The organism is Massilia pseudoviolaceinigra (assembly GCF_030846505.1).
GTDB lineage: Bacteria > Pseudomonadota > Gammaproteobacteria > Burkholderiales > Burkholderiaceae_D > Telluria_A > Telluria_A violaceinigra.
The window spans coordinates 1-26,666 of record NZ_JAVCWL010000014.1; the positions used below are offsets into that span (position 1 = coordinate 1).

A 26,666-nucleotide genomic window follows, 5' to 3' on the forward strand; every position below is an offset into this window, starting at 1 on the left:
GATTCGTCAGGCCTTTCATCGACGCTTCGATCGCGCGCAGCGCCGACAGCATGCCGCGGTTGATTGGCACCAAAGTGCCGCTGTGATCTTCCAGCATCGTCAGCGAGCGTGAGATCGAGTCCGACTTGGCATCAGCATCACCAAATACACCGCCGGCGCCCTGCGTCTTCTGCACGTCGGCAGCACTCTTCCCACCCGCACCTCCGATGCCACCACTAAGCGCGACGCCCAGCCCGGCGACCACCGCTGCCATCGCGGCCATACGTGCGAAAGCCGAGTATGGGTCACCACTACCTTGCGTGAGAACGGCATTGACGCCCTTGACGACGCTGAGCGCAACCTCGGCGGCGCGCATTACACCGGCCGCCGCCGCCATGGCTTGGTAACCGCGCGAGCCTTCGCTAAAGAATGTCTGCGCCGCCTCGGTCATGTCGCCATAGGACTTCAGCTGGGCCTGGGCACCAGCAAGGTGCGCCCGGTCGATAGCCTCGATCTTCTCCGGATTGTCAGCGCTTAATGCCTTAGCGTCCGCCAGTTGTTTCTGAGCACGGAGCTGGCCGGCCATCCCAGTTGCGTAAGCCTTGAACATGCTGCCGATGGCCTTGCCGCCTTTGCCAAATGCGTTCGAAAGGCTGTCGGCGATGCTATTACCAGCGCGCTCCCAATCTTGAATGGCACGGTCGGCTGCTTTCTTGTGGTAGCGGTCAGTGTCCTTCTGTTCCAGCCCGGCCGCAATACGCTCACGCTTCGCGCGCAACTCTTCCAGGTATTTCAGGATTGCAGGCGCCTGGGCCAACTCCTCGGCGGTGGCACCACTCAAGGCTTGCTCAGCCATGAATTGCTGCTGTGACGCGATGGCGAGGCTCAAGCGTGCGATTTCCTCGCGCTCGACTGAAGCACGGGAAATTTCGCGACCTGCGTTTGCGGCTTCCAGCTTCTCGGCCTCACGATCCAATTCTGAAAGGTACTTGTTCGTTGCATCCGCCGACTCGGACGCAATCGTCTTGGTGCGCAGGCGCTCGGCATTGTCCAACTCGGCTTTGGCATCGGCGTTCGCTGCCAACTGAGCTGCGCGCTTTGCACCGATCGCGTGCAGATCCTTTTCGTTCTTGGCCGCTTCCGCTGCCGTGGCGTTGTGGTAACCCTGGATCGCTGCGATCTGCTTATCGTAGGTGGCGATCACGGCAGCAGCGGCTGCATCCGCGTGCTTGCGCTTGCGGTCGAAAAACTCGCCGTCACTGACTTCGCCGGCCTTGTGGTTCATCTCGTCCATGCGCTGAAGGTGGGCCAGGTGGTCCTTCTTCGCGCTGGCTTCCGCTTCGAACTGCGCCCGTTTGTCCGCAAGCTCCGTGCTCGCGACTTTATCGACCTTGGGCTTTGGATCGACCATCTCGGTATCGCGGTATGTTGGGTTACCTTCGTAGACAGAACGATGTAGCTCGATCACCTGCTTGCGCGCCAACTCCTGCGCTGCAACACCCTTATTCGCCGATTTCAAAAGGATGTCGCCGGCCGCCTTTGCGTATTCGGCATCGATCTTCAGCTTTGCGTCTGCATCAGCTTTCCTTTTCCCCAGCATCGTGGCATCGCGCTCAGCCTGCGCCTTTTCAAAGCGGTCAAATTTTCCGCTGAGCTCTGCCTGCTGGACTTCGTAATCTGCGTTTTCTTGTGCTAACGCCGCTTGCCGGAGCGACTCAATTCGTTTGCGGGATTGAATCTGCCCAGAGATATCCCAGAAACCTAGCCCCTCATCGGCGTTGCCGCGCTTCTCGTCAAACTCCGAATTGATGCGATCGCCCGCCGTCTTGTGATCCGCCCATGCTTTCACTTTTTGCATGGTGGTGAATGCATTGCTGACCGTGTTCGCCAGCCCGGTGAATACACCCGCCAGGCTATGACCCCATTCGTGAAGCTGCCCATTTTTTGAGAGTTCAGTCACCTCGCTGTTTGCGTCCTTAAACCCCCTCGTCATTGCCATAACAGCAACTGTCAAAACGTCAAGGCCAACCTCACCAACTGTGGTTTTGAGGTCCGTAACGTAACGCTGCATGGAGGTGATCTGCTTGCCAGCGGTATCCATACTTGCGGTATAGGTGCCATTGATGTCAGCGCCTCGCTCAAACACGGCTATACGCCGCGCTTCCACTCGTTCGTTTTCAGTAAGCTCTTTGGTCGACTTCCCCAGCTCTGCCGCCATCTCACGATAAGCATTTTGCAAGTTGACATTGATACCGATGTTTCGCAGAATCAGCACGTTGCCCCGGGCAATACCATTAACTAGGCGGTCAAACGCCTCAGACGAATTCATGTGACCAATCACAGCAGCATCTTGGGCAATCCTAGCTAGGCCCGTCGCGTGCTTCAGATCGATGTGAGCCTGCACCAGCTTTACAGCGGATTCGCGGGATTCAATCATCGTAATGCCCTGCGCCGCGATGGCTTGAGTGGCCGTCATCATCTGGGTCTTGGTATAGCCAGAATTTCGACCTACGACTTCCATCACAACACCCAAAGTCTCATAGCGGGCCGCTAGCAGTGCTGACTCTTTGATGTAGTCCGCAACCTTCAGTGCCGCGTACGCGGCCACCACAAGGTGCACTGCCCCTGCGAGCGAGATGGCGGATTTTTCTTGTTCCCGCTTCGCTTCCGCTGCCTTTTTCGATGCTGCGGCCGCCGCCTTCGTGGCATCCTCGAACTGCTTCATCTTATTGATGAGCTCCTGCGTCTGAGCGGTGACTCCCAACTCGGCGGCCTGATAGGCGAGCAACTGCGATCGGCTCATGCCCAGCACGGCGACCTGGTCCCGCAACTTGTCGATAAACAGCTGCTGGCCCAGCGTCATCTGGGTGGTCGAATTGCCCAGAGCGGCATTCGCCTGGGTGGCTTGGCGCGCCTGCTCGGCCTGGGCCGCCAGGATCTTGGCCGTGTCGTTCATCTGACCATTGCTGACGACAATGCGCTGTCCGGTGCGCTGGGTGGACTCGCCAAGCGAATCCATGCTCTTAGCGGCCTCGCCGCCGCGGCGCCACACGTTCGCGCTGGACGCACTCATGCCATCTACCGCCTTCGTGGCGCCGGCGACCTTGCTCTCCACACGAACGCTGGCCTCGCCCATCGCATCCATGGCCTTTGCACCTTCGACCATAGGGCCGGTGTTGACTACAATTCCCAATTCAGCGAGGTCGGCCATTTAGTCTTCTTTCTTGTGGTGGTGGTACAGGAACAGATCGTCGAGCCGGTCGATAACGTCCTGTTCGAACGGGTCCATCTCGATCTGGTGCCGGGCCTGCCACGTCAGAATCTCCTGACTCGACAGCGGATTGACGTCCATGCCGTTCTGGCGCTTTCGGCTCAAGCGGGTGAACCAGGTCCAGATGTACTCAAGTTCGGGTGGAAGCTGCGGCACCGGTGGCGCAGCTGCCGCTTTGTAGAACGGGTGGGCGCGAGCGGCATCAAGGTGAACGCCGGTCGCGCTGCCGTCGCCAGCCTTCTTTAGTCGGCCGAATTGGTGGCCGGCATAGTCGAGGAGGCCAGCGACGAGAGTTTCAAAAAATTGGCGTCCTCATCCATCGCGTGCTGCACGCGGTCCTGCCAGGTCGGGTATTTGTTGAATGCGGCCTCAACCAGCGATTTGTTGAACGGCGCAGGTGCGCCAGCGCTGGTGAAGCCGTACCAGCCGACTGTTACGGCAATGGCTAGTCGTTTGTTGTTGCCGTCGATCAGGCCGACCAGCTGCTGCGAGCCCTCGTCCGTGGTCGCATCGATCGCGGTCTTGCGTTTTGCCGAACGCTTCTGACCTTCGGCACGGATGGCGGCCCATTCAGCGCGGTGCTCGTCGCTGTTCTTGCCGACGATGATGAACCCGTGGGTCGGCTCGCCGTCGTCGTCGAAGAGAACCGGTACCTTGAAGGTGACCTGGGCTGCCGGCGCGGTGAAGTTCGAGATGTCGAAGTCCATCGCGGCGATGGTTTGAGCGGTGTTCAGTGCGGTAGCGTTTTGTGCGTTGGTCATGATTTTGAGCTTTCTGTTTTGGGAATAAAAAAGGCTGGCGTTTCTTAGGCGCCAGCCAAAGCACAGGGCACGCAGCCCTGATCAGGAGCCCGGCGCGAGGCCGAGCGAGTTGGTTACAGCGTCGAGTCAGAGATCGCCAGCGTGGTTCCTTCGTGCTGAGCGTCGGCGCCGACATAGCGGAGGATGTCGAATGCACAAGTAATAATCTTGTTCGTCTCACCGTCCGAGACCTTCGCCGAGGTGATCTTGATGCGGCCCATCGCCAGGGTCATGACGTTGGCCAGCGGCGAGCTATCCGAGGCCATGCCGTAGGCGACGGACACTTCCGTCTCGGCCTTGAAGTAGTCGATGTACGCCGCGTCCTGCATGAGCACCGTGAATTGGCCGGTGCCCATCACCTTGCCGCGCGAGGCGGCTGTCGCGTATTTGTTGCCGATGACCGGATCGATCTTCACTTGGCCGTCGACCGACAGCGACATGCCCGTGCAGATTTGGCTCGGGATCCCGTTGACGGACAATAATGCTGTTGCGCCAGAGAATTTGCCGTTGGTTGGGGCAGCGCCCGGGGTGGTGAAATACGCCGCGGGGGTCGTCGGGCCTTCGAGCTTGCCCATGAACGAAATGTCGCAGCTGGTCATCCCGTTCGGTTGCACCGCCATATCCATCTTGCTGACCATGAGGTCGATGAACGCGCGATTAACCGAAATCGTCGGGTCTTGCACTTCGACGGTGAACCAGTCCTTCGTGTGGCCGGTCAGCGGCGTGAACGTGCGCTTACCGGGCGCAGTGACAGTGACGGTGTCGCCCGCGGCCTTGACGGTCATCGCCGAGCCATCCATGAATTGGCCGTTGAGGTTCAGCGCGGTGACGGAAGTGACGAAGAAGTTTTTGCCGTTGTTCGCGGCGCCAGTGGTGGCAAAGCCGGTGATGCGCACGACGGTACCGGCGCGATGGCCGTCCGCCAGCCAGGAGCCAGCCGAGCGCAGCAGGCCGCCGGCCGCCGACGAGATGGTGATCTGCGCGGTGGTGACGCCGCCGACGGTGAAGTCGCGACGCAGCAGTGCAGCCATCAGCGGTGCATAGGTGCCGCAGGACGCTTCGCCCTTGATGTCGCCGGTCACGCGGAAGTTGCCCAGACGGGTGTCGGTCATCTGCTGCGACGGGTCGATCTCGTTCGAGCTGTACTTGTCGGCGTCGGTGTCGAAGGTCGCGGTCACGCGCGGGTAGTAGCGCCCGTTGGCGGCCAGGGCCTTCGTGCCTTCTGCTGATTGCTTGGCGATTACGAGCAGGGTATCGATGCCGTTTGCTGTGGTGCTCATGGGATTGCCTTTCTTTGGTCGAAAAAAAAGACCGCCGAGGCGATCTGTGTTGGGTGGTGCGCTTTACAGGTTGCAGAACCAGCGAATTTTCACGGGCAAAAACCACCTGCCGTTGTCCTCGCGGCCTTCGCCGATCTCCGGCGTGCGTTCGATCTGGACGGTGATGCCGTCCTTTGTGAAGCTGGCGCCACGGTGGAACAAGTCCCGGACCATCTCGGCGCGCGCGCCGGCGGCGGCCGGACCCTGCCCGGGCGGATACTGCAGGTTGATCTGGAAGATGCCGCGCTCTTGCCTCGATCCGTCGCCCATGGACCAGTTGTTCGGCTCAGCAGGCAGCAGGTAAGGCGCTTGGTACGGCTGTCCGGTCACCGGTGTGAAAGCGAAGTTCTGATATGCGGTCTCGATGGGCGGCGCAATGCTGGCCAGCGCCGTTTCCAGCGCGGCCCGGATTTTTATCTGGCTCATATATAATTCCCTCGCGCGGCTAGATTTAGCGGTCGAAAAGCGGATTCATTACCCGCCTGCCGCGCCACCTCAGTAATGATCACTCTTTAATGGAGAGTTAAAATGCAAGAAATCTGGCGCCCAGTTGTTGGCTTCGACGGGCTATACGAAGTTTCAAATTGTGGGAAAGTTCAATCTAATGCTCGGTATGCTCGCATCCGGGGCGGTGGAAAAAGACTTCTCAAACCCGTTGTGCTCAAACACTGGGAATCGAACAGCGGATATCAAATGGTTCAGCTTTCGGTAGAAAACTGCACCACAAAGCATTACGTGCATCGCTTGGTCGCAATGGCCTTCGTTCCGAACCCGCATCACCATCTTGAGGTCAACCACATAGATTGCGTCAAGCGCAACAACGTGCAGAGCAACCTTGAGTGGGTAAGCCGCCAAGAAAATGAAGACCACAAAGTTTCAAGCGGACGAACCGTTCGTGGCGAGCTCAACTGCAGGGCTAAACTAACCTCTGTCGAAGTTGCAGAGATTCGCCTTTTGCTCGCGTCAGGCGTGGCGCAAGCTTCGATAGCGAGGAAGTATGCGGTCGGCCAATCCACCATCTGCAGGATTAAAACTGGTGAAAGTTGGGGGCCGGAGATTGTCAGCACACCCGCTTGCAAACTTCATGCTCCGTAGGTTGTAAAGCCTTGCGCAAAATCGCTTGCGCTAGTGCCCGCCCTCACACCATTCACAGCGTCGTCGACAATCGTACTGAATTCGACGACTGTGAGGGCAACCAGCCCTACTGGAGCCTGCCGCGACCACCCCTCTTCAATTCTTTTCGCATAAGCCAGGTTGTTCACCAGGTAGAAGACCTGGCCAGCCTTGGCGGTGCCGACGGTTCCGGCGTGGGCGGCAAGTGTCGCGCTGCCGGTTTTGTCAACGAGGTCGACCGCTCCGGTCGCCGGTGAGCCGATAGAAAGCTGCCAGTTCCCCCTGAAACGGCCTCCGGTGTAGCCCTTCGGTGGTGGGCACTGCCAGTACGTGCCATCGCCGACCGGCGAGCGCTGGACCAGCCGCCCGTCAATCTTCATCAGGATCGCGCGCACGGCCAGATCCTGATTCGCCTTGGTCTTTGCTATCCACGCAGCGATCTGGAGCGAGAAGGATCCGGCCATCACACACCCCGCAATTGCAGCGTGAACAGAACCGCGACATCGGTCGGCTCGACCTTCTGGACGGCAGCAATGGTGAGCACCTCGGCACCGATCAGCACAAGGTCGGCCGTGGTCGGTACCGGCATCGGCGCGCCTTCACGCTGCAGTGGCGACAGCAGCAGCTGCTGGTCGCCGGCTCGGATCAGCGTTCCGTCAATGTCCTCCGCCAGATAGGCGATCTTGACGCCGGTGCCCGGGTAGTCAGCCGTGCTGGCCGGCGTTCCGGTACCGGTGCCCGGATCGTAGGTGCCAGGCACTGCCCTGCGCAGCACCACGGTGCCGCCCTTCCTGCGCAGCGACTGGTCGGCGCGCGCGGCTGTCTTGGCGTAGTCAGTCATCCGCGCACCAAACGAATCGAATTCGAGCCGCCAACTGTTCCGATGTACGGTGTCAGCAAAGTATCGACCGCGGTGAAGCGCTCGCGCACGTCGGTCGTGTTCTGGAAGAATTCCGTTTCCAGCGGTCCGACCTTGTCCTTCTTGATGACGTTCGACCCCGTGTCGAGGTCTGGCATCAGATCCTCGCCGCTGCCAGCGCGGGCCGCGAGGTCGATACACGCGTTCACGACGTCCAGGGGCACAATGGTGCTCAGCACATAGAACTCATCCACCTTAACGCCGTAGCGCGGCCAATCCAGCGCCTGGTGCTGATACATCCGGCGCCCGGCCCAGCGCGTGCGGTAGGTCGCCATGAAGATCGCCGCCTTCCTCAGCGCGATCTCTTTGGCGGCCTCGGCCAGCGCCGCCCATGAGGCAACGCCCAGGCTCGCGCACCGCGCATCCGCCGCAGCAACGCTGGCGTACGACTCGGCGCCGGCCAGGCCGGTACCGTCTTCAACGATCAAGCTCATGTGCATCCTTGGAATTTGTTGGCGCCGCCCGCATTACGCAACGGCCAGGCTTCGAATGAAAGTCGCTCCCTGCGGCGCCAGGGCGGCCTCGATGGTGGACTCATTCTCGTGAATGCCATCCCGTCCGAAAAAGACCGAATGCACACCGATGCCGGCAACCGTCGCTGTGATGGCCGGGCCATCGGGGGTCAGGGATACTGAGAACGTTGTGGTCGTCGGTGCAGGATTTGCCGCTACAAACAATTGCGTCCCTGACGGGATGCCTTCCGGCAGCGCCACGGTGCTGGTGAACATGCAGGACTGGCCCGCGACCACTGCATTTGCAATCGATACGACCGCCGGTGCGCCGGTCGAAATGTTGCAGGTTGCGAGACTGGACATCGCGGTACTCGACACCGTTTGCGACGGACTCACAATGAAAGTGCCTGCGCTACCCCCATACCCGACGATGGTCGTGCCTGCCGTGACACCGGCGCCGAAAATCTGCTGCCCAGGCGTCACCGGGGCGGAGGCCGTGGCCAGCGAGGAAACGGTGAGCAAGGTACCGGCGATTGATCCAGTGAAGCTGGTGGCGGCGTATTGCCCTGCCGATGGCAGCCAGCGTTCCGGCACCGCCCCGTCGCCCAGGCCCGTGAATGGCACCCACTGGATGCCGTAGGCGGCCGCCAGGGCCGCAAGAGCTGCGTCCTGCGCTACCTTGATGGCATACTGCGCGGCATTCAACGTGTTATTTGGCATGCGCGGCGACATGACCACAACGGGAATGCCGTACTTCTTCGCTGTGGCGATCACGTCCTGCGCCAGCGCGAACGCGGACTGCAACGTGCCATCGTTGTTGACGCCATCGTTGACGCTATCCAGGCCGATCCACAGGACCGATGGAGGCGGCGTGCCGGCCGCCAGCGCGCCTTTTGCCTGAGCCCAGTAAGTAGCGGACGACTGCGAACTGGCCCCGAAATTGGCGTAGACGACCGGAGCCGTCGGCGTCGAGACGTCCATGCAAGCGCGGTAGAGCCAACTCGACATCTTCGTCGCCGTCAGACCATCGTTCTGCCAGGTCGAGTCGCCCACGCCCCAGATGCTCAGCACAGGAACGGAAAAGCTCACCACCGGGAACACATCCATCAGGACGGTGTCCAGACTGAAATTCCAGCCAAGATTGCCGACCGCATCGGCAAGGATGGCGCCAACCTGAACTGTCCGGCCGCGCATCGCCGCAGTAGGCCCTCGAACCGCGATGCTTACGTTATGGAACGGGAAGCTCTGCGCGGTACCGTCATGCCAGAAGATCAAGCCGAGCAATGGGCGCGAGCCACCGTCGAGCCGAGTTGGGCGGCTCTTCATCGGAGACTTTTCGGACAACGCAAAGGTCTGGTTTAAATTCGGCTTCAGCGTGCCGCAAGCGTTCGCCGTGTACGTTCCCATCGCCGTAGCGGCGGCGCCTGGGTCGGTAGCCATGGGGTACGTGAACTGCGTGGTGTTGAGAACGGTGATCGCCGCTGCGGTCACGTTATACGCTGCCAAGTCCGCATCACGTACCGTGACGGTGTTCGCGGTCACCAGGCCATGTGGAACCTTGGTGGTGACCGTTGCCGTCGTGGTCGCGTTGGTCAGCGCCACAACTTCACGGCCGGGCCAGTTCACGTTTTGGTAGCCGTTGACCGTGCCCGCTGGAGCGATCGCGTTATAGGCTGTCGCCGTACCGCCCACGTTGTACACGGGGCGGGATAGATTCTGGCTGAGCGTCAGACCATACGACGCATCGATCGCGTTCGACTCGGTGACAAAGACAAGGGCCTTGCCACCACCCAGCGCATTGAGCCCACTTCGGTTGACGCGGAGTAGGCGCACCGCATGGAATGGCGCTTCCATTTCCATCTTGACGCACATACTCCAGGCCGATCCGGACTGGCCGGACGTTTGCAGCAGTCCGTTGGCACCGCTGCAGCCCCAGTGCTTCACCAGCGCCTCGTTGCGCAGGATCGAGGTAGCAAACCGGCCACCGCCACCGCCAAGGCCCTTGAGGCCTGTAACGCTGCCGAAGTTGTCGGTCACAACACCTGGAGAAGTCAGGGTTGCGTTGACAACGGTCGCCGTAACACTCCCGACTGAGCACGTTATGAGAAATTTCTCAGCGGATGGAAATGGGCCGAGCGGCGCTACTGATCCGGAGCCAATGGCCCACGACTGCAGCGAGTTAGTTCCGCCTAACGCCTGGTCGAGGCGGTACACAATGCCGACTGCACCGGGCGCTCCCGACAGAGTCAGGGCGCGGCCCTCTTCGAGTGGGATTGTCTGCTGCTGGGCGGCGCTGATAGTGGGCATGGGTAACCTTGTATGGACGTAAAAAAACCCGCGCGCGGCGGGCTGATGCAGGGAGAGACGGGCTTACTCGGACTTGCCGGCCTTGCCCTTAGCAGGTGTGGCAGATGCATTTGCGGTTGCGGCCTCGGCCTGCTTGGCAGCTTCAGCGCGCAGGCGCTGGTTTTCGGCGTCCAGGGCTGCTTCTTTCGCGTTCTGAGCGATCGCCTGCGCATCGAGGTCGGCACGCATGCTCTGGAGCTGGGCCAGCTGTTCCGCCGCATTGCGGGCATCGGCAGCGGCGCGGCGTTCCAGCTCTTCGTGCGCCGCCAGCAGTTCGTTTTTGGTCGGAATACGCTCCGCCAGCGCGGCGTGGTCGTTGTCGTTGCCGTACAGTTCGTGCACCTGCGAGTCAAAGTCGGCGCGATTGATGATGACGAACCCTTGCGGGTTATCGGGCGATTGTGGCGATGCCACCTTGATAGTAGGGAGTGCGCTCATTGGAATGTCCTATGAAAGACGGAGGGCAGCGCCCTCCGTTGATTTGGTGCCAACTAGGCCGGATCGATTAGCCCTTGAGAACGGCGATGTTCTGGGTCTTCCATGCCTTCATGCCGTAGACGCACGAGACCATGAACATCGCTTTCTTGAAGCCCTTGTAGGCCGCGACTTCGAAAACCAGGCCGCTGCGCGGGTCTTGCACCAGCATCTTGTCCACCGCTGCATCGCCGCCGGCAGGATCTGCCATTGGGCGCATCGCGATTTCGACCGCACCTTTGTGCAGGGCGATGTTTCCGGTGTAGCTGTTGCCAACGGTCACGGCAGTGGCGGCAGCGGGAATGGCTTGGCGCAGGCCCGGCTCAGCGAGAGTGATCACGCCAGGTGCTGCCGCGCCCGAAGCGACGACATACTGATTCGCGTCACCGGCGAAGGTGATAACGTCGCCAGCCAGGACGGTGCCGGTACCGGTGATCACGGTTACTGCGGTGGCGCCAACTGCGTAGCCAGCTGCATTGGTGGTGTAGCTAGCGCCAGTGCCTTTCGTCGCGATGCCGATACCAGCCGATTCCTTCAGCATGATGTTCTGCAGGTTCAGCAGCACACCCTGGCGCAGCAGCGAGTCGGTGCCCGATTCGTTCACCTTTTGCAGCGATGCGAGGTTGCGGAGCTTGGTGCCGGCAGCAGTGTTGAAGATCAGCGACAGCTGGCCGTCATCCGGGCAGCCGTTATCGACCAAAATCTGGCGGATTTCAGCGACTTCGTTGAAGTTCGACGCGAACGGCGTGGTGCCGGCGGTACCGAAAGCGCGGGAACCGGCTTTGTAGGCGGTCTGCCACGCGGACACTTCCATCTGGTTGGTGATCGCGCGGAATGCCTGGGCGATCTGGTCGCCGTAGATGGTCTCGAAGCCAGCGCCGTTGTTGACGTGCTTCATGTCCTCGCCGGTCCACGGAATTTGGACGCTGGCCGGGGTGTCGATGGTCAGCGTCTTGCTGTCCACCGTTTGATCGGTGCCTTCCGGGATCGTCATGGACGGGGTCAGGCCCTGCACGACTGCGGTGCGGGTGAAGTGCGAGCGAACGGTATCGTTCAGCGCGACGGCGACCGAGGCAGTGTTCAGCGTCACCGAGGGGATGATGCCGATCATCTCGCGGCCGACGATATCGGCGGCGCGGTACATGTCAGCTGCGAGGTTATTCAATACGTTTGGCATGGATTATTGCTTTCTATTTTGGGTGATTTGAGGTTTCGAGCAAACAGGCCATCCAGCCCAAAGCACCCTCTTGGCATCCGCCGCCAGGGCAATAAAAAAGCCCGCACATGGCGGGCCGGTGTTCGTATTGCAAAACTGCTTAACCTGCGATGGTGGCACCATCCTTGAACGCCGCGGCACGCTGGCCCTGGTCCATCGCGTCGAACTGGGCTCGGGTGATCGACTTCGCACCGGCGGCGCCGGCACCGCCGGTAGCGCCGCCGCCTGATGCGCCAGAGCCCTTGAGGATCATGTCCTTGTTGGCGTACTGCCCAACCATGACCTGCAGCGCTTCTTCAAAGTCGGCGTGCTCGCCGTGGCGTGTCGCGGAGAAGATCGGGTTGCCGTCTGGCCCCATCGGGACCAACTTGCCGTTATCGACCTTGAAGCGATCGCCGAATACCTTCTGCGCGATGTCAGCAGGGATGGCCATCTTGTCGGCGATGAACTTGGAGCCGGCGAACGACCCGCCGATGATGTGATTGTTCAGGTTCTGCGTGAGCTTTTCGTTCTGCTCTGTCAGCGCGCGCTGTTTTTCTTCGGCTGCGCGGGTGGCGTTGGCAACCTGCTCTTGAGCAGTGCGGGTAGCGGCGTCCTTGATCTCTTGGACTTTGCCGGCGGTCACCAGGTCGCCGTCTTTGATGTTTTTGGCCAGTTTGATCGCATCGGCTGCTGCGGTCGGGTCTTCAATCCCGGCGTCGCGGAATGGCTTCAGCGCGGCTTCCGCAGTTTCTTTCGCAATGCGGTGGGCCTTGGCCTCGCCATTCAGGCGGCCAATAGTGGCAACCGTAGCGTCAGCATCAAAAGGCGCTTCGACACCGTCAGCATTGATAAAGATCGGCTTTTTGTCGGCATCCATGGCGATAGTGCCGTCTGCGTTGTATTTGAATGGCATGGTCTTTCTTTCTGGGCATCCGCCCGATCAATGGCCTTCCGGCCGATGCGCCGCGTCGCGTCCGCTAGCGGCAATAAAAAACCGCCTCAAGGGCGGTCTGTGAATCTATGGGGGTGAAAAAACCCGCCGGAGCGGGTTGGGTTGCTAATTTTTGAGTGGCGGTGGAGGACTCCATTCGCCCACCTCTCCGGTAGCCTCCAAGATACATGCGAACGCGAGGTCGCGCGCAAGATCGCCATCGCCCATTTCCCCGTCGGAGGAATCGGCAATGCGCCTGAAAGCTTCTAACATCATTGGAGCGGCAGCAAGAAGCTTCGCTATTTCAGCATTGTGCGATGATTCATCGCTCAGGACGAAGTGCGCCGCCTCCTCGCCGTGCGCAACCAGGTCGACGGCCGTGACCGGCTGCCCGTCAGGCAGCGTGACGAACGCGCCGCCCATGCCCAGCGCGGATATCTGCGCCAGCTTGGCCGCGAGGTCGTCGATGGTCATGGGCTGGGGCGGCGCCGGCGGGACAGGCTGAGCAGGCGACTTCAGCAGGGATTTGGGATCGAAGGTCATGCGGCGATTCTACCCTACTGAGAATACATCTCCTTGAGGGCCGACAGCTTCAGCGGCCTGCCGCTCATGTTGACCAGGTCGCGCGGCGCCAGTTTGCCCTCTCGGAATAGCGCAGCGCGGCCCGGGCCAAGCACCTCGTTCTGATAGTCGGCACCCTTAATGGTCAGGTACTCGGCAAACGTCGTCTTGGCCGAGATCGGCCCGTTCGACGATGCGCGCGTGCCCTCTTCCGGCTCGTCCAGGTCGATGCCCATCTCGCGGAAGGTCTTCATCACCGCGATTTCGGTCGAACGGCAGCCGTGGTGCCGCGGCACGCCGCCGTGATACGGCAAGTGGTTCTCGCCCATCGGCTCATAGTCGAGATCCCACTGCGCGCCGCTGTAGGCGATGCACATCAGGCTGGTGTGCCCGTCCATCGTCGACACCTGCTCGATGCCGGTCATCAGATCGGGATTCATCTCGAAGGTCGCGCGGCGCGCGGCGGCGGCCACCGTCGCCATGCTGGTCTGCACGATGGACAGGGCGTTCTTGCGAGCCATCGGCATTACGCCGGGGATCTCGTCGTTGCCGACCACGCGCGCCACGATCTGAGCGTTCGTCTCACCCTGGGCAGCGCCGATGCGGATCTGCGTCGCCAACTTGAACGCCGTGTCCTGCTGCTGGCGCAGCCACCACGATTTTGCCGGCGAGCCCATGACCAGCGTGTCGCTGACGAGCGTGCGCAGGTAGTTCTCGGTCGGCATGCCCACGTCGAGGCGGGCTTCGATCACGATCGACAGCGCGGAGCGCACGCCCAGCGCCTCGACCTCAGCAACCATGCCCAGGTCAAGCACCAGCTGGGCCCGGCCGTAGTAATCGGCAATCAGCTCGTTCGATTCACGCAGCAAGGCATTCTTACCGGCCTTGCCCAACTCGGACAGCGCCGGCGCATTAGCCAGCACGCTGACCACATCCTTCTGCATCAGGATCAGCAGCGCGAGCACCTTGGCTTTACTTTCGGCCTCGGCGCGCAGCATCAGGACGTTGTGCTCGATGAGCAAGTCCATCAGCCACTGCTCGAGCGCGCTCATTCGGTCACCGGCTTAGGCTTTGCGCTCGGCTGGCCGCCAGGCTTCTGCGGTCCCTTCGGCATCGGCACGTCAAACGTGGGCGGCTCGTCGTTCTCGCGGTCGTCCTCGATGCGCTTCTTCTCCTCGTCCCAGTCAAGATCCGGGGATAGAGTGCCGCGGCGCTGCAATTCGTTGAAGTACGTCTCGCTGGAGATTTTCCCACCGGTGGCGCTCTTGAACAGCAGGTCGGCGCTGGCCTCAGCCAGAGTGGCGGCGCCGAAGTCCTTGAACACGGTAACGTGCCCGCCCTGCGGCTCGCCTACCCAGGCGGCCATCAACTGCAGCGCTTGGTCAATGGCGTCCTCGATGTTCTCGGCGACCTTCTTGAGAGCGCACGAGCCCTGTTCGTTGTCGGCCAAGGTCTGGCTCTCGGTCACATTGCCCGGCTTGATCACCAGGAGCTCGGCGCCGGCTTGGCGCATCCGGTCTTCCAGATCGAGGATGGATAAGCGGCCGGCTTCGATAGCCGCGCCGCTGTGTTCCACGAACTTCATGTCCGCATCAGGGCGATCTGTTTTGACTGCTGTTCCAGCACCTACCGTAATCGCTGTTTCGGCTTCAACGCCTTTCATGAACAGGATCGGCACGCGCGCGACATGCAGGATGTTCTGCTGGTCGCTCTTCGATTGCCAGTGCTCAACGTTCATGTGGCCCAACTCGACCAGCGGCGGACAGGCTTCCATGTGGGCGAGGCGTTTACCGTAGACCGGGACAAACGGGATCGTAGGAAGAGTGGTAGGCCCCTTGTCATACAGCAGCCACTCTTTGTTACCGCCCTCCGACTTACGCCAGATCTGCCACGTTCCCCGCCCCAGCACGCGCACTTGCTCGATTCTCTTGGTATCGAACTCACCGTTCGGCACCTCAGCGGATTCAAGCAGGCGCAACTGCGTGAGCTCGGCGACCGATGTCGCGTTCTTCGGCAGCCAGCCCAGAATGTTCTTTACGTGGATCTGGACGAAATAGGGCCGCACCCCGGCCTTCAACTCCTGATCGCGGGTGACGATCCCTTCCACCTTTGGGTAATCAACAAGGATGCCGCCGAACCCGTACCCGAGCGCGGCTTGGCACAACTCCGAAGCGAACGAGTGCAGATTGCGGCCGGACTTGTCGATGTCCTCGGCCCACACCTTGAGCCGAGCCGGGACATCCTCGCCCAGCGTGAGCGGCTTGCTAAACGGCTTCGCAGCCAGCACCTCGACGGTGCGGGCGTACGCCGGAAAGAGCGTCGACACAGCCAGTCGCAGCCTGTAGCTCTCATCGTCCTCGTTCGGCCACTTCGGGAGATAAGTCTCGCCAGCGGCGCGCATGGTCTTCGTGCCACCGAGCAGCGCCGTGATCAGGGCGACGTCGGCGTTGAGCGCTGCGGCTTCGGCTGATTGGGTGCGTACATCGGTCATGGTTTAAGCTGGCTCGTAGGTTGCTGCAAAAATATCGGGCTTGCACGGATAGCGCTCGCCGACCACGCCGGTGATGATCCAATCACTAGGGCAGACGATATGCCCGCCTTCAAGCGTGTCGATCCAGCCGTGAACATGCATAGTCTGGCCACAATGCTTGCACGCAGTTTCGCCGGGCACCTCCGGATGGCGAAAGTAGCCGACGATCTGACCTTCCCAGCTATTTTCGCGGCAGTGCTGGCCGCTGAAGCTGCGCATCTCGCCGCCCTCAAATCCATCGACTGCCTTAGCGTAGTCCAGCGGATGGTCGCCATTCTTGAACCACTGAGTAGCGTCAATGACAACTGGCTTTTTACGAAATTTCATAGATTCCTTGTTGTTACATTCGCAGCGGCGACGTTGTAGCGATTCGCTTCACGATCGGGTACCGCTTCACGATGAAGTAGCCATTCGCGTCATTCGGGTGGTCGTGCCCGGATTTCTTATCCGGCGTGCCATCAGCTCCCCATACCTGCTGTTCCAACGCCTCGGTTGTCGTCGGGCACAGATCGGTGTTGATCTTCCATTGGCGCTCGCCCTGAGCGTTCAGGATCATCGCGTTGTAGGCGTTGACCCGGTCGCGGACCGCAGGGTTGGAGTGGTTCACCTCCAGCTGGAAGCCGGCCGTTTTCAGAATTGAAAGGTCCGATTCGCTGGCGTTCTTGCTGCTGGTGTTCTGCCCGGAGGCATCCGGGTAGATCTTGATCTGGTGGCCCTTGTCCTTGAAGTCTTCCTTCAGGATCTTTGCCATTGCCGGCGTGTCACGCACCTGCACGCGCTCGGCCAGGGTTAGCGGCAGGCCATCGCGCACCACGTTGATGCAGGCGGTCATGTTCTGGACGTTGAAGTCGAGGCCGATCTGTAGCGGCTCGCCTGGCAGGATGATCGCGTTCGTGCGGTTCAGCAGGCGGTCGAAGTCGGCGTACACGCTGCCGCTGGTCAGGTTGGTGAACTTGCCGCGCAGGTATGCATCGATAAGCGCGGGCGGGTAGCTGGCCAGGAGCGACGGGATGTAGTCGGCCGGAAGGTTCAGCTCGTTGTCAAATGTGCTCGCCTGGATCAGGCCGTACAGGCTGGCCAGCTCAGGCTTGTCCCGGATCGCCTTCACGAACTGCTGGTAGACGAACTTGAAGCCCTCGGGCGTCGTCGTGACGTCAATACCGTTCTTTAAGCCAGGGATGTTGTAGCGCATCCGGGCAATGATCTTGCGCCAGGCCAGCTGCGCCTTCTTCATCGGCATGACGTCCAGCTCGTCGATCAGCGCATGGCCGATCTTGAACCCGACGATGGTTTCCGGCTTCTCCATCGAGCGGCAGAGAACGGTGCCACGGTACTTGCGGCCTTCGTACACCTCGACCTCGTGGTCGCCCTGCTTCACCCTGATGCGGAGGCCCATCGCGAAGGCCACCTCTTCCATCGTGGGATAGAAGATGTCGCGGATTTGCGGAAAGGTCGGAGCGAAATAACCCTGGTCAATGCCAGGCCACTGCCAGAAGTGCATGCAGATGCCAGCGCAGCCCACGTACGTCTTGCCCGAGCCGAAACCGGCGACATACGCCTTGAATTTGTGGGGGAGTTGGAGGAAAGCGGCCTGCGGAACGTTCAGGTCAAGCTGGATTGTCGTCATAGCGCTTGGCGTCTTTCACGCCGAACGTGATGGCAACCGGTGTCGGCTTATCGTCGTCCGGCTTCACGTCCTTGGTGGCCTTCATCAGCTCCATGCCGATCTCGGCGGCGCCATTCGCCATCTTGGTCAGCACGGCGATGTCACCCAGGACAATGCGGCTCTTGTCGTCCAACGGCTTGGCGTCGTCGATCTCTTCCACCTTGGCGTGGGCGATGCCGGCTAGTCTGTGCGCGGTAGCAGCGCCATACCGTGCGGCGCCAGCCAGGTGCATGGAAATTTGCTTGAGTTCGTCGGCCAAAGTGCGCGCACTTATCTGCGCACCAATCGGCAGCGCACCAAAAGCTGTCTCTGCTGCAACCAATTGATTTGCAACGTCTTTTATTTGTTTCGTCTGCGCACCAAAGCGTTTTCTGATCGCCGCTTCGGATACCCCATACTCCCGGGCGAGGACCCGGCCTGCTTCCCCCTTGAGGAGACGTTGACCGATCTCCGCCCACTGCTTCTCTGTAAGCGATGATTTGCGGCCCATTCTTGCCCTCTGATAATATTAATAACTATAGGCCGATTGGAACGACAAACAACGGGGGAGCACATGGACTACTTGGTATCGCTACAACAGAAAGAGATGCACTTCGGATTTACCCACACGTTCTCAAGCGAAGAACGTCACGAGCTTCTGGCGGCCAAGCTCGACGAAGAGATTCGGATCAATGGCGGTACTGCCCACTTGGACAAGTACGGCGATATGAATTTCTCTCTACGCTCACCTGGTGGCAGGCGAAACTATTGTGTCGACTACGGCGAGCTTTGCCGGCAATTAAAGAACCCGGACGGCGTGGAGCTCTATGCACGCCTCGCCAATAAATAGCATCCCCGCCCGCGCCACACCGGGACCGCGATACACAGCGGTAGGAGCCTCATGACTTTTGTTCGTCGGGGACTGCGCCCGCTTTCCTGCCCCCTGCCGCTGGAGCGCGCTGGCAGGCCGCCTGATGCATGGCGGAGCGATGATCGTTACCGGCGCACCGAGATGTCGAGCACGACCGACTGGATGCGGCCGAGCTGGCGCGTCGCTTCGATCGAGCCCGGCTTCAGCAGGTTCACGGTGATCCCGTCGACCGTCATGCCCGTCGCGTCGATGAACGAGGCGATCTCGGCGCTGATAACCGTCTCCAGGCGCCGCTCGATGTCGCGGCGCATCCTGGCGATATCGCTAACCGCCCGCTTCGTCTGGCTGATCGCGACGGGTTTGTCGATGGCTGCCGACGTCATGTCGACCCAGGGAAGCGCGCCGGGGTTCTCGGTGCCGTTCATTCTCGTCCCATCATGTGCGGCACCTGGGCCGCGACTGCTGCAATGCCCTGCCCCACTGTGCCGTATCCCTTGGCGTGCAGGATCGCATTGGCCTTCGCGCACTCGGACAGGTGCTGCGCAAGGGAATTGATCGTGGTCTCGTCCTTGGCCTCTACGGCGCGGACGATCAGGCTGTACCAGTGGCGGGGAATCATTGCGGTGCCTTGAATAAGAAGAGCCGCAGCGCGTGTGCACCTGGCGGCGAAAGGCGCTGGGAAGCGCCCGAGGGAGATGGGAGCTGGTGGCCGGCGATGACCCCGGCTCAATGTTCGCGCTCCGACTCTCGCCCAACCCATGCAGCCAGCCTCGGTATTGGACAGTCTCGGCGCCAGTTCAACGTCTGGCTCGCTATTGCTAACTGACAGCGCACATCACTGCGCATTCACCAACACGGATGACGGCTGAAGCGGCGCGGGCACCGGGTCAGGGCTGGCACCCTGTCAGTCATCATGCGTGTTGGTGCCGGTTACAGCGTCCGGCGTCGTAGAACGCAACAACCCATGCGGGGCGCGTTCTGGGGCAGCGCCGCTGTCAGGCGGACGTTCGACTGTTTCCTGCATATAAACTTCGACGTTGGTCGGCCTGGTCGATGACGGGTCGCATCTGGCGGCCTAATTTGCCCGTACTACTGCAGCCGGAGGATTTGCCGTCCGGCTGGCCTCTTGCGAGGGCTTCGATGCCCGGGATAGTGCTTAGTCCGGCACCTCCGGCAATGCCCCGTTCTCGGGGATCATGTGCCATCCGAGCACGCGCTTGATTTCCTCAAGCGTCTGCGGCGGACTTTCCTTGCGTTCGGGCGCACTCAAGTACGCGCGAACTAATTCTTTCGAGGGGCGAGTGGTCTGCGTCATGGCAGCCGCCAGTCTGTAAGTCCCCATGCACCACGGAACGACTCTCGACGCCCGAACGCGCCACGCCACCCAGAATAGCTGCGCCACGCCACAGCCGCATGAGGAAGGGGCTGCGCTTCGTTTGAACGGTGGTCATGTCTGCCTCGCTGGGAGCGGAAAGCAAAAAAGCCGCACTGGGCGGCTTTCCGGGTTCGTCCCCGCTATCTGCGGGGTACTACGAACGACTGTACTGCGTAAATTTCTGTGCGAGCGAAACCATCGGTAGGCTTGCACTATATGAAATCTCAGGGGTCGTTGTCGCTTTCGCGTCTGGCACAAGCCTGAGAGAAATTTACTGTACGTCGAGAACTGCAATTCTACACGAAACTACTGTTTGTATACACAGTTCATGCAATTTCTTCTGCCGCCAGGTCGTGCTTACGCAACAGCGTGCTGGCGATCGCTGCGTGCGTCGATTCGATGGCGCCCAACTCCGACACCATGTCGAGCACCAGCTTGGCCTCGTAGCCGCTCAGGCCCGTCAATTCGATCTTGCCCGATCCCTTGCATGGAATGCAGGCGCGCTTGCTCTCGGCGACACCGGTGCCGTGGCACTGGACGCACTTGCCGTCCAAGAAGTGGGCCAGGGAAGCGTTAGCCACGCGCCGAAACGTGATCGGAGCGATGGCAATATCCTCGGGCTTGACCCAGCGCCGCGCGGCGCCCTTCTCCGTCACGATGGCGAGCCATTCGCGCAGCAAGGCAGCCAGGTTCTGAGCATTCCCCTCGAACTTCTTGCCCAACGTGCCATCCGCGTATTTGACCCGCGACAGCAACGAACCGATGTTGCGCGCGGACTTATCAGCACGTGCGGCAGCCTGAAGTGCGTCGGTTTGGTGGTGAAAGCAGTCATCCATGAGATTGGATGAGCCGAGCGATTGAAGGTGTTTTTCAGCAAATCCCATAGTTTCCCCACAAGAAGACCTTCCCACCTTACCATATCGGTGCAAATTCACAAGAGTCCAATGGGAAATATTTTTCTTCGTCGAAACACCCAAATCGCTTGACTCGGACGAGCCGCTTTATGCGCCTGTGCTGCCGAATCCCCCCACCTCCCCGCGCCGTCTCGCCCAGCTCGTCGACCAGGTCGAATTCGACACGCGGCGACGCTACCAGCTTCGCTTGCGCGATCCGGTCGCCCGTCCGGACCTTGGGGCATCGGGCATCGTCATCGCCGTCGAAGCGCAGCGCAACCATCACCTCGCCGCGGTAGTCCGAGTCGATCTGGCCTGTGCAGTTCGATAAACGAATGGCATCGTTGAGGCCCTGTCCGCTTCGGCTGTGGATCTCCATGATCCACCCAGACGGGATCTCGAACGCCAAGCCGGTGCGGAATATGGCAGCGTGTTGATCGCGCGGGTGCGGCTTGAAGTCATCACCATCGAGGGCATACAAGTCGAAGCAGCTCGCACCATCGGTTGCGCAGGTCGGCAGGATCGCGTCCGGGTGCAACTTCATCACTTTCAATTTCATCATCTTCCTTTCAAGTGCCGCGCGCATCCGGGCGCGGCTGGCCGGATTTAGCCTTTGATGTGGCGCTTTTTGACGACGCGACAATGCAAGCAGTACCGGACCTGATACGGGTCTCCTTTAAAGACGCCAAATACATCGCTCCAAGCAGTCCATTTATGAAATATCAAACACATACCTATCTCCTTACACGCCACGCAGATCGGTGCGCGGCTCCCCGTTTAATTCGTGTGCCGCATCCGGACGCCTTCGCTGACCAGCGCATACCAGGCCTCATCGAACGGCATGCGCTTCGTGTCCATCATTCCGTTACGTCAGCCGTGCCAGTGCGACTTGCTTTTGTCGCTGCCTGGCTCAGGCTCGCCGCGCAGGCCAGCCAGGTAACCAGCCACGCATTCGTCCATGTCGACCAGCTCAAGCTCGGCCCGGGTGCTGATCGGTGTGTATTCGCTCATACCCGCAAGCACCCAAGGCGATCGAACTCGGCCAGGGCAGCTGCCGCCGCGCGCGATATCTCGACATTCGGCACCGCTCGCAGATAGTCCATCGTTCGGCCGACGCCTTCGCGAAGTACGCTCAACTCGTCCGCAGTGCATTCTGTTTTGCCCGTCTCCTGCGCGCGATGCTGGATCTCGGCGATGGCCAGGACCATGGCGTGCGCGATCGGCAGGATCGAATGTCCTTCCGGCGCTATCCGGCGCGTCAAGTCGGCATTGCTCAACAGGTCATAGACGTGCCGCTCGCAGAAGTGCGGCATGCCAAGCGCCAAGGAGGCGACATAGCCCGGCATTTCCATCATCAGGGCCTTGCGCATCCCTAGCGGCTTCACGCACGGCTTGGGATGGTAGGACTTCGTGCGCTTCGGTTTCGGCTTGCTCATCACGCCCTCCGGCCCGTCGCAGTTACCGCAACCGCCAGCGCGGCCCAGGCATGCGAGGAAACGCCATACAGCGGCCCTGGCTGGCCCTTGGTGCCTACTTGCGGGGTCTTGCCTCCTCCGGTCGCCGGAAACATGTCGAGCAGCGCCTGGCGGACGTTGGGGTCTTTCGCGCGCGGCGTGCCGCAGAGGTGCATCTTCACGTCCTTGCGGTAGACGAGTTCAACCCGGTCCGGCGCGTGCCATGCCTGTTTGAACCGGCCAATCCAGACGCACGTCTCGAAGACCTCGCGCCCGACCGCCATGCCGTAGCTGGCGATCATTTCAAGGGCGAGGCGGTGGCCATTGATCCGGAAGTGCGCGCGCTGCAGGTAATCCAGCATCTCAGCGTTCGGCATGACCCCGCAGGCGGCTACTGCCTCACCATCGAAGACGCACCAACCGGACTGTTCGGTTCCCGGATCGATTGCAAGGATGCTGGTCACTGGTCCACCTCGTCGGCGATGGTGTAGTGCCGCGGCGACTTGTCTGCGTGCCGGTCGACGATGGCGGCGGCGGCCGAGTTCAGCGCCGGATAGAACGGCTTGGAGCGCGGCGGCCGGTCATCGGTGCACATGCCCTGCATCTGGGCGTCGCGCAGCACCGCAAGCGACGACAGCGCCTTCGTGATGTGCGACATGCCGCTTTCTGGGTCTATGTCTTCACCCTCCCACCAGTCGATCAGGTGGCGCATCGTGGCGTCGAAATAGACGCCTGCGCGGACGCCAACCACGCGATAGTTGTGCCGGCCGTACTTGCTGGCGCCCTCGAGCATAGCCACGCCGATTTCTGCGACGACGCACATGGGCACCACGGAGAGCGGCGCTTTCTTGACGCCGAGCGCATCCTTGGGGTTGGATGGTTTGAGCGGCTGCTTGTATTTGTCGAGATTGTTCATTTCGTTATCCTTGAGTGAAGCCACATTGACGCCATCGCGCCGAGTCCTGAGCCCAGGCCGATCGCCAGGACGATCCAGCCGTAACCGTTGCGCGCGGTCGTCGCGATGACATAGACCTCGCACGCCGCCATCAGCATCGACGTGGGCAGCACGAGCAGGTATTGCTTGTGCATCACGTTCAACTGCTGAAACGCTTTCAGAAAAATAAATACAAATGCCGCGCAAAATGCGATAAGCCAAGTCATTGCGGCCCTTCCAGTTGTCTTGTTGCGTTGCCCAGGCCGAGCGCTTGGCCCCTCAGCACCTGCAAGCACAGTTCGCGGTTGCCCACCAGTCGCGGGCCTTGGATTGCTAGCCCCGATGCCCCGTTGTGAGCATTCGCCATTCCGATCAGGGTTTTGGGGTATTCCGGCTTCTGGTCGCTCATCTTGTAGCCGCGGTACCGGTTCTCGAATTCCTTGGCGATGAAAGGCCACTCCTTCTCCTCCTTCAAGCCCAGCGCTGCCCAACCGCCCATGTCGGCGATTACGCGATGGACCAACGCATCGTCAAATACGACATCGACGATCGGGCCTACCTGGCGCACGGCCATGTTGACCTTGGACCACGCCAGTGCGGCCTGGTCATGCGTCCGGCCATGCATCATGATTTTCAAGTCCGATATCTGCGGCATCCACTTGCCCGCCTCGTCCGTCGACTGCGTGTGTTGCCACATGGCGCGCTCGATTGACTCGTAGTCGAACTGGCGCAGGCCCTCCCAGTAAATCTGGATGGCCATTTTCGAAATTTCGCGCCGGTAGTAGTCGGATATCCCGACGATTAGCGAGGCGAAGCGCTTTTTTTCCTCTGGCGTTTCAGTCATTTCCCGTCCATCCACTCTTGCGCGGCGCGTGCCGTCGCCTGCCCGGCCTTACCGAGATTCGATTGCTTCGCGCTCGGCATCACGTAGTTCGCCGCAAAGTGCTCGTCAGGGCCAAAGAACGTCGCAGCGAGCTTCAAATACTTCGTCTCGGTACCGATGGCATGGGCGTGCGCCAGATACCTGTGCAGGCCTAGGAGGATCTCGGCCGGCTCGACACCGCGCTTGATATTCGCGCCCCAAGCTTTGAATGCCGAACGTTTTGTACCCTGCCGCTCGACTGGATAAGCTGCCCACGCCTCCTCAAACTCGGGCGGATAGTCGTTGCGCTTTGCTGGCTTCAAATTCGCCACGGCGCGCAATCTTTCGATCTCATCTAGCATTTCCTCCAGCCGTCCAGCGTCAACCTCTACAGTCGCTGCCTGGCTCGCGAGCAGCCGCAATTCCTCATAAGTCGGATTCATGCAGCACCTCCAAGAATGTTCAGCCAGGTATTAGGCGCTTTTGCGGCCTTCTTTTCCCAATGCTTGCTGCGCCACTTCGCCTTCATCTGATCGTAGCGATCGGTCTTCTTCAAGTTGGCGTAGTAGCGCGCGCTGATCTGCGCTTTGGTAAGGCGGCGAAGCGTGTCCTTCGCATCCGGCTCTGTACCGACTTCGTAGACCGCCATCGACGGCCCGCCCAGCGGATGCGGCAACCACTTGCAAATGCGAATCTGTCGACCTGGCTCTGAGTGCAGCTGATTCACCGCCGAGTAGACGACATCCCGGCAGATACCGGTGCGCTCAACAAGCTGCGTCTTTGTTCCAGGCAGCGATCCAAGGATCAAAGCGATCGACGCTGCGCGCCGTGAATCCGGGCGCTTGTTTGCCGCGCGCGGGCGACCGTTAGTTGGGGCGGGCATTATGCGACCTCCCCAGCAAACATATCCAGCTGTGGCGCAGGGATGGCGGCCAGCTCTGCTGCAGCTGTGACCTTTGCGAGTTCGTGCTCAATGCGCGCCTGTGCGATCGGCAGGTACTCCGCAGTCATGTCGATGCCGATGAACTCGAATCCCTCGCGCATGCAGGCCTTGCCGGTGCTGCCGCTACCCATGAACGGGTCGAGCACGACACCGCCGGGCGGCGTGACCAGGCGGCACAGGTAGGCCATCAGGTCCGTCGGCTTAACTGTTGGGTGGCTTGATTGACCGACGCTTGCGCTTAGCTTCAACCGCATCGGCCACACTGCACGACTTGCACCGAGAGCTGACGCCATCCACTCGTTTGTAGTAAGCATCGATGCACTGTACGACCCCGCATTTTCTACAGGGCTTCCACCAGACGCCGTCTCGTAATTCGCACCCACTGTGTTCCCGTTTGTGATGCAATTTTGAAAGAAGCTCAAGATTTTCGAAGGCGTTGTGTAGCTTTTTCTCGTCGCGGTGGTGGACATCGAACCCAGGGGGGATTGGCCCGTTGTGCTTTTCCCAGACAACATCGTGTTCCATTCGGTAGCGCTGCTGTTTTTTGCACCAAATACGGCGGTAACCCTTGGCACTGATTGTTCCGTAGCCACCCAAAGCCTTGCTTGCCGGGCCTCTACTCCCCATTTAATTTCTCCTGTAGTCGAATCATTCCACTCGATTACGACCTCTACAAAACCGTCAAGCCCGCTGTTTCGGTCTGACTTACTTGCTTTGGCGCAGTAGAAGAAGCGCGCGGCGCTGCCGCTGTCGGCGTATTCAGTCGACTGGTGGTTATCTGCCAGCCAGGTCGTGCCTCGAACTATTGCAGCCTTGCTGTCGGGCGTACGCTTGCCGGTGACGCTCGACTCAGGGAACGCCGCCACCACCTCGTCGCTGCCGTCGTGGATGATGTTGGCCGGCCAACGCCCTTCTGGCTGGACAAATGCAGCGACGGCAGTTTTCCCCGCCTGGAACATGCCCTGAGCAGCGCCGACACGCTCATCACCGTCAAGCGACGTCCTGCCGCCATCCTCGGCGTAGGCACCTCCATTCAAGTTGTCATCTGTTGGTACCCGGCACGCATCGATGTTGATCGCGCCGGTACCGAACTTGCGGACGTTATCTGTCATCCGACCGACGTGCGGTTTTTGGAACATGAGTATCGGCTCCATTGCAGGCTTGAGTGCTTGCAGCCCATAGGCCCAGCCATCCCACTGTTTGGCGTCGTTGGTCGTCGGCGCGGTCACCGTCGGCACGTACTCGCGGCCATTGTCCGGGATCCAAGAGCCGGTGTCGTTCTGATCTGCCCCAGGGATCATGCGCTTGACTGCCGCGCCGGTGCTGATCACCTCGCGCTTAGCGCCGGCTTCTTTATCGAACGCCTTGCCCAGGTTCGCGGCTTTCGGGAATCCGCTCCCGAATATCCAAGCCAAGAAAGGATGTTTGCGGAAGCCGGCCAAGCGGCACGCCATGCTCATCAGGTCATCGGTACGAGTGCTTGCAAACACCAGCATGTAGCCGCCTGGCTTCAGGACACGTATACACTCGCGCCAGACTTCAGGGCCCGGCACAAAGCTGTCCCAGGTATTACCCATAAAGCCAGCCTTCTTGTGCAGGTAGGGAACGCCGGCCATCCATGCCGTCATGCACGCGATGATGTCAGGCGTGCCATGCTCGCTGAGCCCGTACGGCGGATCGCAGACGATCGAGTCCACGCTGTTGGCCGGCAGCTTGCTCATCTCGCTGATGCAGTCGCCGTGAATAATGGTGTAGGGCTTCATGATTTCACCCGCGTGCTAACATTCGTTTTAGTC

34 protein-coding genes are annotated in these 26,666 nt (G+C 60.6%); 2 read left to right on the top strand and 32 right to left on the bottom strand.

Annotated features, from left to right (window positions below; all coding sequences use genetic code 11):
• From RBA40_RS14965 to RBA40_RS14985, 5 genes are all read right to left on the bottom strand, one after another.
• A partial coding sequence (locus RBA40_RS14965) for a hypothetical protein (protein WP_306648617.1) occupies nt 1-3,190 on the bottom strand: 3,190 nt, incomplete at its 3' end.
• On the bottom strand, nt 3,191-3,406 hold the full coding sequence (locus RBA40_RS14970) for a phage tail assembly chaperone (protein WP_306648618.1): 216 nt from the start codon (nt 3,404-3,406) through the stop codon (nt 3,191-3,193).
• Nucleotides 3,407-3,492: 86 nt separating this feature from the next.
• Nucleotides 3,493-4,011: a hypothetical protein gene (locus tag RBA40_RS14975; protein WP_306648619.1), complete on the bottom strand. Its 519-nt coding sequence runs from the start codon at nt 4,009-4,011 to the stop codon at nt 3,493-3,495.
• A 113-nt stretch (nt 4,012-4,124) separates the two neighbouring features.
• Nucleotides 4,125-5,330 carry a phage tail tube protein gene (locus RBA40_RS14980; RefSeq protein ID WP_306648620.1) on the bottom strand — a complete coding sequence of 402 codons (1,206 nt, stop codon included), beginning with the start codon at nt 5,328-5,330 and terminating at the stop codon, nt 4,125-4,127.
• 63 nt (nt 5,331-5,393) lie between these two features.
• Nucleotides 5,394-5,795 (bottom strand): DUF4128 domain-containing protein, encoded by a 402-nt coding sequence (locus RBA40_RS14985; protein ID WP_306648621.1) that lies wholly within the window; start codon nt 5,793-5,795, stop codon nt 5,394-5,396.
• 102 nt (nt 5,796-5,897) lie between these two features.
• Here RBA40_RS14985 and RBA40_RS14990 point away from each other — a divergent pair, with 102 nt between their 5' ends.
• Nucleotides 5,898-6,464: an NUMOD4 domain-containing protein gene (locus tag RBA40_RS14990; RefSeq protein WP_306648622.1), complete on the top strand. Its 567-nt coding sequence runs from the start codon at nt 5,898-5,900 to the stop codon at nt 6,462-6,464.
• On the opposite strand, the gene RBA40_RS14995 is transcribed toward RBA40_RS14990, so the two are convergent.
• From RBA40_RS14995 to RBA40_RS15055, 13 genes are all read right to left on the bottom strand, one after another.
• On the bottom strand, nt 6,452-6,946 hold the full coding sequence (locus tag RBA40_RS14995) for a hypothetical protein (RefSeq protein ID WP_306648623.1): 495 nt from the start codon (nt 6,944-6,946) through the stop codon (nt 6,452-6,454). The genes RBA40_RS14990 and RBA40_RS14995 overlap by 13 nt on opposite strands.
• Complete coding sequence (locus RBA40_RS15000; RefSeq protein ID WP_306648624.1) at nt 6,946-7,323, bottom strand: hypothetical protein; 378 nt, start codon at nt 7,321-7,323, stop codon at nt 6,946-6,948. Before RBA40_RS15000 ends, RBA40_RS14995 begins: the two co-directional genes overlap by 1 nt.
• A complete protein-coding gene (locus RBA40_RS15005) occupies nt 7,320-7,835 on the bottom strand; it encodes a DnaT-like ssDNA-binding protein (protein ID WP_306648625.1) in 516 nt (171 codons plus the stop codon). Before RBA40_RS15005 ends, RBA40_RS15000 begins: the two co-directional genes overlap by 4 nt.
• Nucleotides 7,836-7,868: 33 nt before the next feature.
• Nucleotides 7,869-10,160 carry a hypothetical protein gene (locus RBA40_RS15010; RefSeq protein ID WP_306648626.1) on the bottom strand — a complete coding sequence of 764 codons (2,292 nt, stop codon included), beginning with the start codon at nt 10,158-10,160 and terminating at the stop codon, nt 7,869-7,871.
• A 63-nt stretch (nt 10,161-10,223) separates the two neighbouring features.
• Nucleotides 10,224-10,637: a hypothetical protein gene (locus tag RBA40_RS15015; RefSeq protein ID WP_306648627.1), complete on the bottom strand. Its 414-nt coding sequence runs from the start codon at nt 10,635-10,637 to the stop codon at nt 10,224-10,226.
• Nucleotides 10,638-10,704: 67 nt separating this feature from the next.
• Nucleotides 10,705-11,817, bottom strand: coding sequence for a major capsid protein (locus tag RBA40_RS15020; RefSeq protein WP_306648628.1), 1,113 nt, complete (start codon nt 11,815-11,817; stop codon nt 10,705-10,707).
• Nucleotides 11,818-11,989: 172 nt separating this feature from the next.
• Nucleotides 11,990-12,784 (bottom strand): DUF6651 domain-containing protein, encoded by a 795-nt coding sequence (locus RBA40_RS15025; RefSeq protein ID WP_306648629.1) that lies wholly within the window; start codon nt 12,782-12,784, stop codon nt 11,990-11,992.
• A gap of 144 nt (nt 12,785-12,928) precedes the next feature.
• Nucleotides 12,929-13,345 (bottom strand): hypothetical protein, encoded by a 417-nt coding sequence (locus RBA40_RS15030; RefSeq protein WP_306648630.1) that lies wholly within the window; start codon nt 13,343-13,345, stop codon nt 12,929-12,931.
• A 14-nt stretch (nt 13,346-13,359) separates the two neighbouring features.
• Nucleotides 13,360-14,415 (bottom strand): putative phage head morphogenesis protein, encoded by a 1,056-nt coding sequence (locus RBA40_RS15035; RefSeq protein ID WP_306648631.1) that lies wholly within the window; start codon nt 14,413-14,415, stop codon nt 13,360-13,362.
• Entirely contained in the window at nt 14,412-15,854 is a 1,443-nt protein-coding gene (locus tag RBA40_RS15040; RefSeq protein ID WP_306648632.1) for a DUF4055 domain-containing protein, read from the bottom strand. Before RBA40_RS15040 ends, RBA40_RS15035 begins: the two co-directional genes overlap by 4 nt.
• 3 nt (nt 15,855-15,857) lie before the next feature.
• A complete protein-coding gene (locus RBA40_RS15045) occupies nt 15,858-16,220 on the bottom strand; it encodes a hypothetical protein (protein WP_306648633.1) in 363 nt (120 codons plus the stop codon).
• 13 nt (nt 16,221-16,233) lie between these two features.
• Complete coding sequence (locus RBA40_RS15050; protein WP_306648634.1) at nt 16,234-17,520, bottom strand: terminase large subunit domain-containing protein; 1,287 nt, start codon at nt 17,518-17,520, stop codon at nt 16,234-16,236.
• Nucleotides 17,501-18,049, bottom strand: coding sequence for a helix-turn-helix domain-containing protein (locus tag RBA40_RS15055; RefSeq protein WP_306648635.1), 549 nt, complete (start codon nt 18,047-18,049; stop codon nt 17,501-17,503). Before RBA40_RS15055 ends, RBA40_RS15050 begins: the two co-directional genes overlap by 20 nt.
• Before the next feature lie 63 nt (nt 18,050-18,112).
• Between RBA40_RS15055 and RBA40_RS15060 the strand changes: the two genes are divergently transcribed.
• Nucleotides 18,113-18,388, top strand: a complete 276-nt coding sequence (locus RBA40_RS15060; protein WP_306648636.1) for a hypothetical protein — start codon at nt 18,113-18,115, stop codon at nt 18,386-18,388.
• Nucleotides 18,389-18,534: 146 nt separating this feature from the next.
• Here the strand turns inward: RBA40_RS15060 and RBA40_RS15065 are convergent, their stop codons facing one another.
• The 14 genes from RBA40_RS15065 to RBA40_RS33700 all read right to left on the bottom strand — a co-directional run bounded on the left by RBA40_RS15065 (nt 18,535) and on the right by RBA40_RS33700 (nt 26,633).
• Nucleotides 18,535-18,834, bottom strand: coding sequence for a hypothetical protein (locus RBA40_RS15065; RefSeq protein ID WP_306648637.1), 300 nt, complete (start codon nt 18,832-18,834; stop codon nt 18,535-18,537).
• Nucleotides 18,831-19,028: a hypothetical protein gene (locus tag RBA40_RS15070; protein WP_306648638.1), complete on the bottom strand. Its 198-nt coding sequence runs from the start codon at nt 19,026-19,028 to the stop codon at nt 18,831-18,833. The genes RBA40_RS15065 and RBA40_RS15070 overlap by 4 nt, the downstream gene beginning before the upstream one ends.
• 537 nt (nt 19,029-19,565) lie before the next feature.
• Entirely contained in the window at nt 19,566-19,724 is a 159-nt protein-coding gene (locus tag RBA40_RS15075) for a hypothetical protein (RefSeq protein ID WP_306648639.1), read from the bottom strand.
• A gap of 386 nt (nt 19,725-20,110) precedes the next feature.
• Nucleotides 20,111-20,668 (bottom strand): hypothetical protein, encoded by a 558-nt coding sequence (locus RBA40_RS15080; RefSeq protein ID WP_306648640.1) that lies wholly within the window; start codon nt 20,666-20,668, stop codon nt 20,111-20,113.
• Between the two features lie 28 nt (nt 20,669-20,696).
• Nucleotides 20,697-21,239, bottom strand: coding sequence for a dUTP diphosphatase (locus RBA40_RS15085; protein WP_306648641.1), 543 nt, complete (start codon nt 21,237-21,239; stop codon nt 20,697-20,699).
• Nucleotides 21,240-21,547: 308 nt separating this feature from the next.
• Entirely contained in the window at nt 21,548-21,688 is a 141-nt protein-coding gene (locus RBA40_RS15090) for a hypothetical protein (RefSeq protein WP_306648642.1), read from the bottom strand.
• Nucleotides 21,685-22,113 carry a hypothetical protein gene (locus RBA40_RS15095; RefSeq protein ID WP_306648643.1) on the bottom strand — a complete coding sequence of 143 codons (429 nt, stop codon included), beginning with the start codon at nt 22,111-22,113 and terminating at the stop codon, nt 21,685-21,687. Before RBA40_RS15095 ends, RBA40_RS15090 begins: the two co-directional genes overlap by 4 nt.
• Nucleotides 22,113-22,595, bottom strand: coding sequence for a hypothetical protein (locus RBA40_RS15100; protein WP_306648644.1), 483 nt, complete (start codon nt 22,593-22,595; stop codon nt 22,113-22,115). Before RBA40_RS15100 ends, RBA40_RS15095 begins: the two co-directional genes overlap by 1 nt.
• The gene (locus RBA40_RS15105) at nt 22,592-23,047 is read right to left on the bottom strand and encodes a dATP/dGTP diphosphohydrolase domain-containing protein (RefSeq protein ID WP_306648645.1); all 456 of its coding nucleotides are present in this window, start codon (nt 23,045-23,047) and stop codon (nt 22,592-22,594) included. Before RBA40_RS15105 ends, RBA40_RS15100 begins: the two co-directional genes overlap by 4 nt.
• Nucleotides 23,044-23,292, bottom strand: coding sequence for a hypothetical protein (locus RBA40_RS15110; RefSeq protein WP_267690911.1), 249 nt, complete (start codon nt 23,290-23,292; stop codon nt 23,044-23,046). Before RBA40_RS15110 ends, RBA40_RS15105 begins: the two co-directional genes overlap by 4 nt.
• Nucleotides 23,289-23,909 carry a DUF6475 domain-containing protein gene (locus RBA40_RS15115; RefSeq protein ID WP_306648646.1) on the bottom strand — a complete coding sequence of 207 codons (621 nt, stop codon included), beginning with the start codon at nt 23,907-23,909 and terminating at the stop codon, nt 23,289-23,291. Before RBA40_RS15115 ends, RBA40_RS15110 begins: the two co-directional genes overlap by 4 nt.
• Nucleotides 23,906-24,370, bottom strand: coding sequence for an LvrA C-terminal domain-related protein (locus RBA40_RS15120; RefSeq protein WP_306648647.1), 465 nt, complete (start codon nt 24,368-24,370; stop codon nt 23,906-23,908). The genes RBA40_RS15115 and RBA40_RS15120 overlap by 4 nt, the downstream gene beginning before the upstream one ends.
• Entirely contained in the window at nt 24,367-24,810 is a 444-nt protein-coding gene (locus tag RBA40_RS15125; RefSeq protein WP_306648648.1) for a hypothetical protein, read from the bottom strand. Before RBA40_RS15125 ends, RBA40_RS15120 begins: the two co-directional genes overlap by 4 nt.
• Entirely contained in the window at nt 24,810-26,633 is a 1,824-nt protein-coding gene (locus RBA40_RS33700; protein WP_306648649.1) for a DNA methyltransferase, read from the bottom strand. The genes RBA40_RS15125 and RBA40_RS33700 overlap by 1 nt, the downstream gene beginning before the upstream one ends.
• Nucleotides 26,634-26,666: the final 33 nt, after the last annotated feature.

Coding starts and splice junctions, on each gene's coding strand:
- RBA40_RS14995 (WP_306648623.1), bottom strand. CDS start 6,946: ATGGCCGGATCCTTCTCGCTCCAGATCGCTGCGTGGATAGCAAAGACC.
- RBA40_RS33700 (WP_306648649.1), bottom strand. CDS start 26,633: ATGAAGCCCTACACCATTATTCACGGCGACTGCATCAGCGAGATGAGC.
- RBA40_RS15010 (WP_306648626.1), bottom strand. CDS start 10,160: ATGCCCACTATCAGCGCCGCCCAGCAGCAGACAATCCCACTCGAAGAG.
- RBA40_RS14985 (WP_306648621.1), bottom strand. CDS start 5,795: ATGAGCCAGATAAAAATCCGGGCCGCGCTGGAAACGGCGCTGGCCAGC.
- RBA40_RS15050 (WP_306648634.1), bottom strand. CDS start 17,520: ATGACGACAATCCAGCTTGACCTGAACGTTCCGCAGGCCGCTTTCCTC.
- RBA40_RS15095 (WP_306648643.1), bottom strand. CDS start 22,113: ATGAGCAAGCCGAAACCGAAGCGCACGAAGTCCTACCATCCCAAGCCG.
- RBA40_RS15045 (WP_306648633.1), bottom strand. CDS start 16,220: ATGAAATTTCGTAAAAAGCCAGTTGTCATTGACGCTACTCAGTGGTTC.
- RBA40_RS15005 (WP_306648625.1), bottom strand. CDS start 7,835: ATGAGCTTGATCGTTGAAGACGGTACCGGCCTGGCCGGCGCCGAGTCG.
- RBA40_RS15070 (WP_306648638.1), bottom strand. CDS start 19,028: ATGATTCCCCGCCACTGGTACAGCCTGATCGTCCGCGCCGTAGAGGCC.
- RBA40_RS15040 (WP_306648632.1), bottom strand. CDS start 15,854: ATGACCGATGTACGCACCCAATCAGCCGAAGCCGCAGCGCTCAACGCC.
- RBA40_RS15035 (WP_306648631.1), bottom strand. CDS start 14,415: ATGAGCGCGCTCGAGCAGTGGCTGATGGACTTGCTCATCGAGCACAAC.
- RBA40_RS14980 (WP_306648620.1), bottom strand. CDS start 5,330: ATGAGCACCACAGCAAACGGCATCGATACCCTGCTCGTAATCGCCAAG.
- RBA40_RS15020 (WP_306648628.1), bottom strand. CDS start 11,817: ATGTACCGCGCCGCCGATATCGTCGGCCGCGAGATGATCGGCATCATC.
- RBA40_RS14990 (WP_306648622.1), top strand. CDS start 5,898: ATGCAAGAAATCTGGCGCCCAGTTGTTGGCTTCGACGGGCTATACGAA.
- RBA40_RS15075 (WP_306648639.1), bottom strand. CDS start 19,724: ATGACGCAGACCACTCGCCCCTCGAAAGAATTAGTTCGCGCGTACTTG.
- RBA40_RS15060 (WP_306648636.1), top strand. CDS start 18,113: ATGGACTACTTGGTATCGCTACAACAGAAAGAGATGCACTTCGGATTT.
- RBA40_RS15015 (WP_306648627.1), bottom strand. CDS start 10,637: ATGAGCGCACTCCCTACTATCAAGGTGGCATCGCCACAATCGCCCGAT.
- RBA40_RS15080 (WP_306648640.1), bottom strand. CDS start 20,668: ATGGGATTTGCTGAAAAACACCTTCAATCGCTCGGCTCATCCAATCTC.
- RBA40_RS15000 (WP_306648624.1), bottom strand. CDS start 7,323: ATGACTGACTACGCCAAGACAGCCGCGCGCGCCGACCAGTCGCTGCGC.
- RBA40_RS15105 (WP_306648645.1), bottom strand. CDS start 23,047: ATGAACAATCTCGACAAATACAAGCAGCCGCTCAAACCATCCAACCCC.
- RBA40_RS15025 (WP_306648629.1), bottom strand. CDS start 12,784: ATGCCATTCAAATACAACGCAGACGGCACTATCGCCATGGATGCCGAC.
- RBA40_RS15085 (WP_306648641.1), bottom strand. CDS start 21,239: ATGATGAAATTGAAAGTGATGAAGTTGCACCCGGACGCGATCCTGCCG.
- RBA40_RS15120 (WP_306648647.1), bottom strand. CDS start 24,370: ATGAATCCGACTTATGAGGAATTGCGGCTGCTCGCGAGCCAGGCAGCG.
- RBA40_RS15110 (WP_267690911.1), bottom strand. CDS start 23,292: ATGACTTGGCTTATCGCATTTTGCGCGGCATTTGTATTTATTTTTCTG.
- RBA40_RS15115 (WP_306648646.1), bottom strand. CDS start 23,909: ATGACTGAAACGCCAGAGGAAAAAAAGCGCTTCGCCTCGCTAATCGTC.
- RBA40_RS14975 (WP_306648619.1), bottom strand. CDS start 4,011: ATGACCAACGCACAAAACGCTACCGCACTGAACACCGCTCAAACCATC.
- RBA40_RS15065 (WP_306648637.1), bottom strand. CDS start 18,834: ATGAACGGCACCGAGAACCCCGGCGCGCTTCCCTGGGTCGACATGACG.
- RBA40_RS15125 (WP_306648648.1), bottom strand. CDS start 24,810: ATGCCCGCCCCAACTAACGGTCGCCCGCGCGCGGCAAACAAGCGCCCG.
- RBA40_RS15030 (WP_306648630.1), bottom strand. CDS start 13,345: ATGACCTTCGATCCCAAATCCCTGCTGAAGTCGCCTGCTCAGCCTGTC.
- RBA40_RS15055 (WP_306648635.1), bottom strand. CDS start 18,049: ATGGGCCGCAAATCATCGCTTACAGAGAAGCAGTGGGCGGAGATCGGT.
- RBA40_RS15090 (WP_306648642.1), bottom strand. CDS start 21,688: ATGAGCGAATACACACCGATCAGCACCCGGGCCGAGCTTGAGCTGGTC.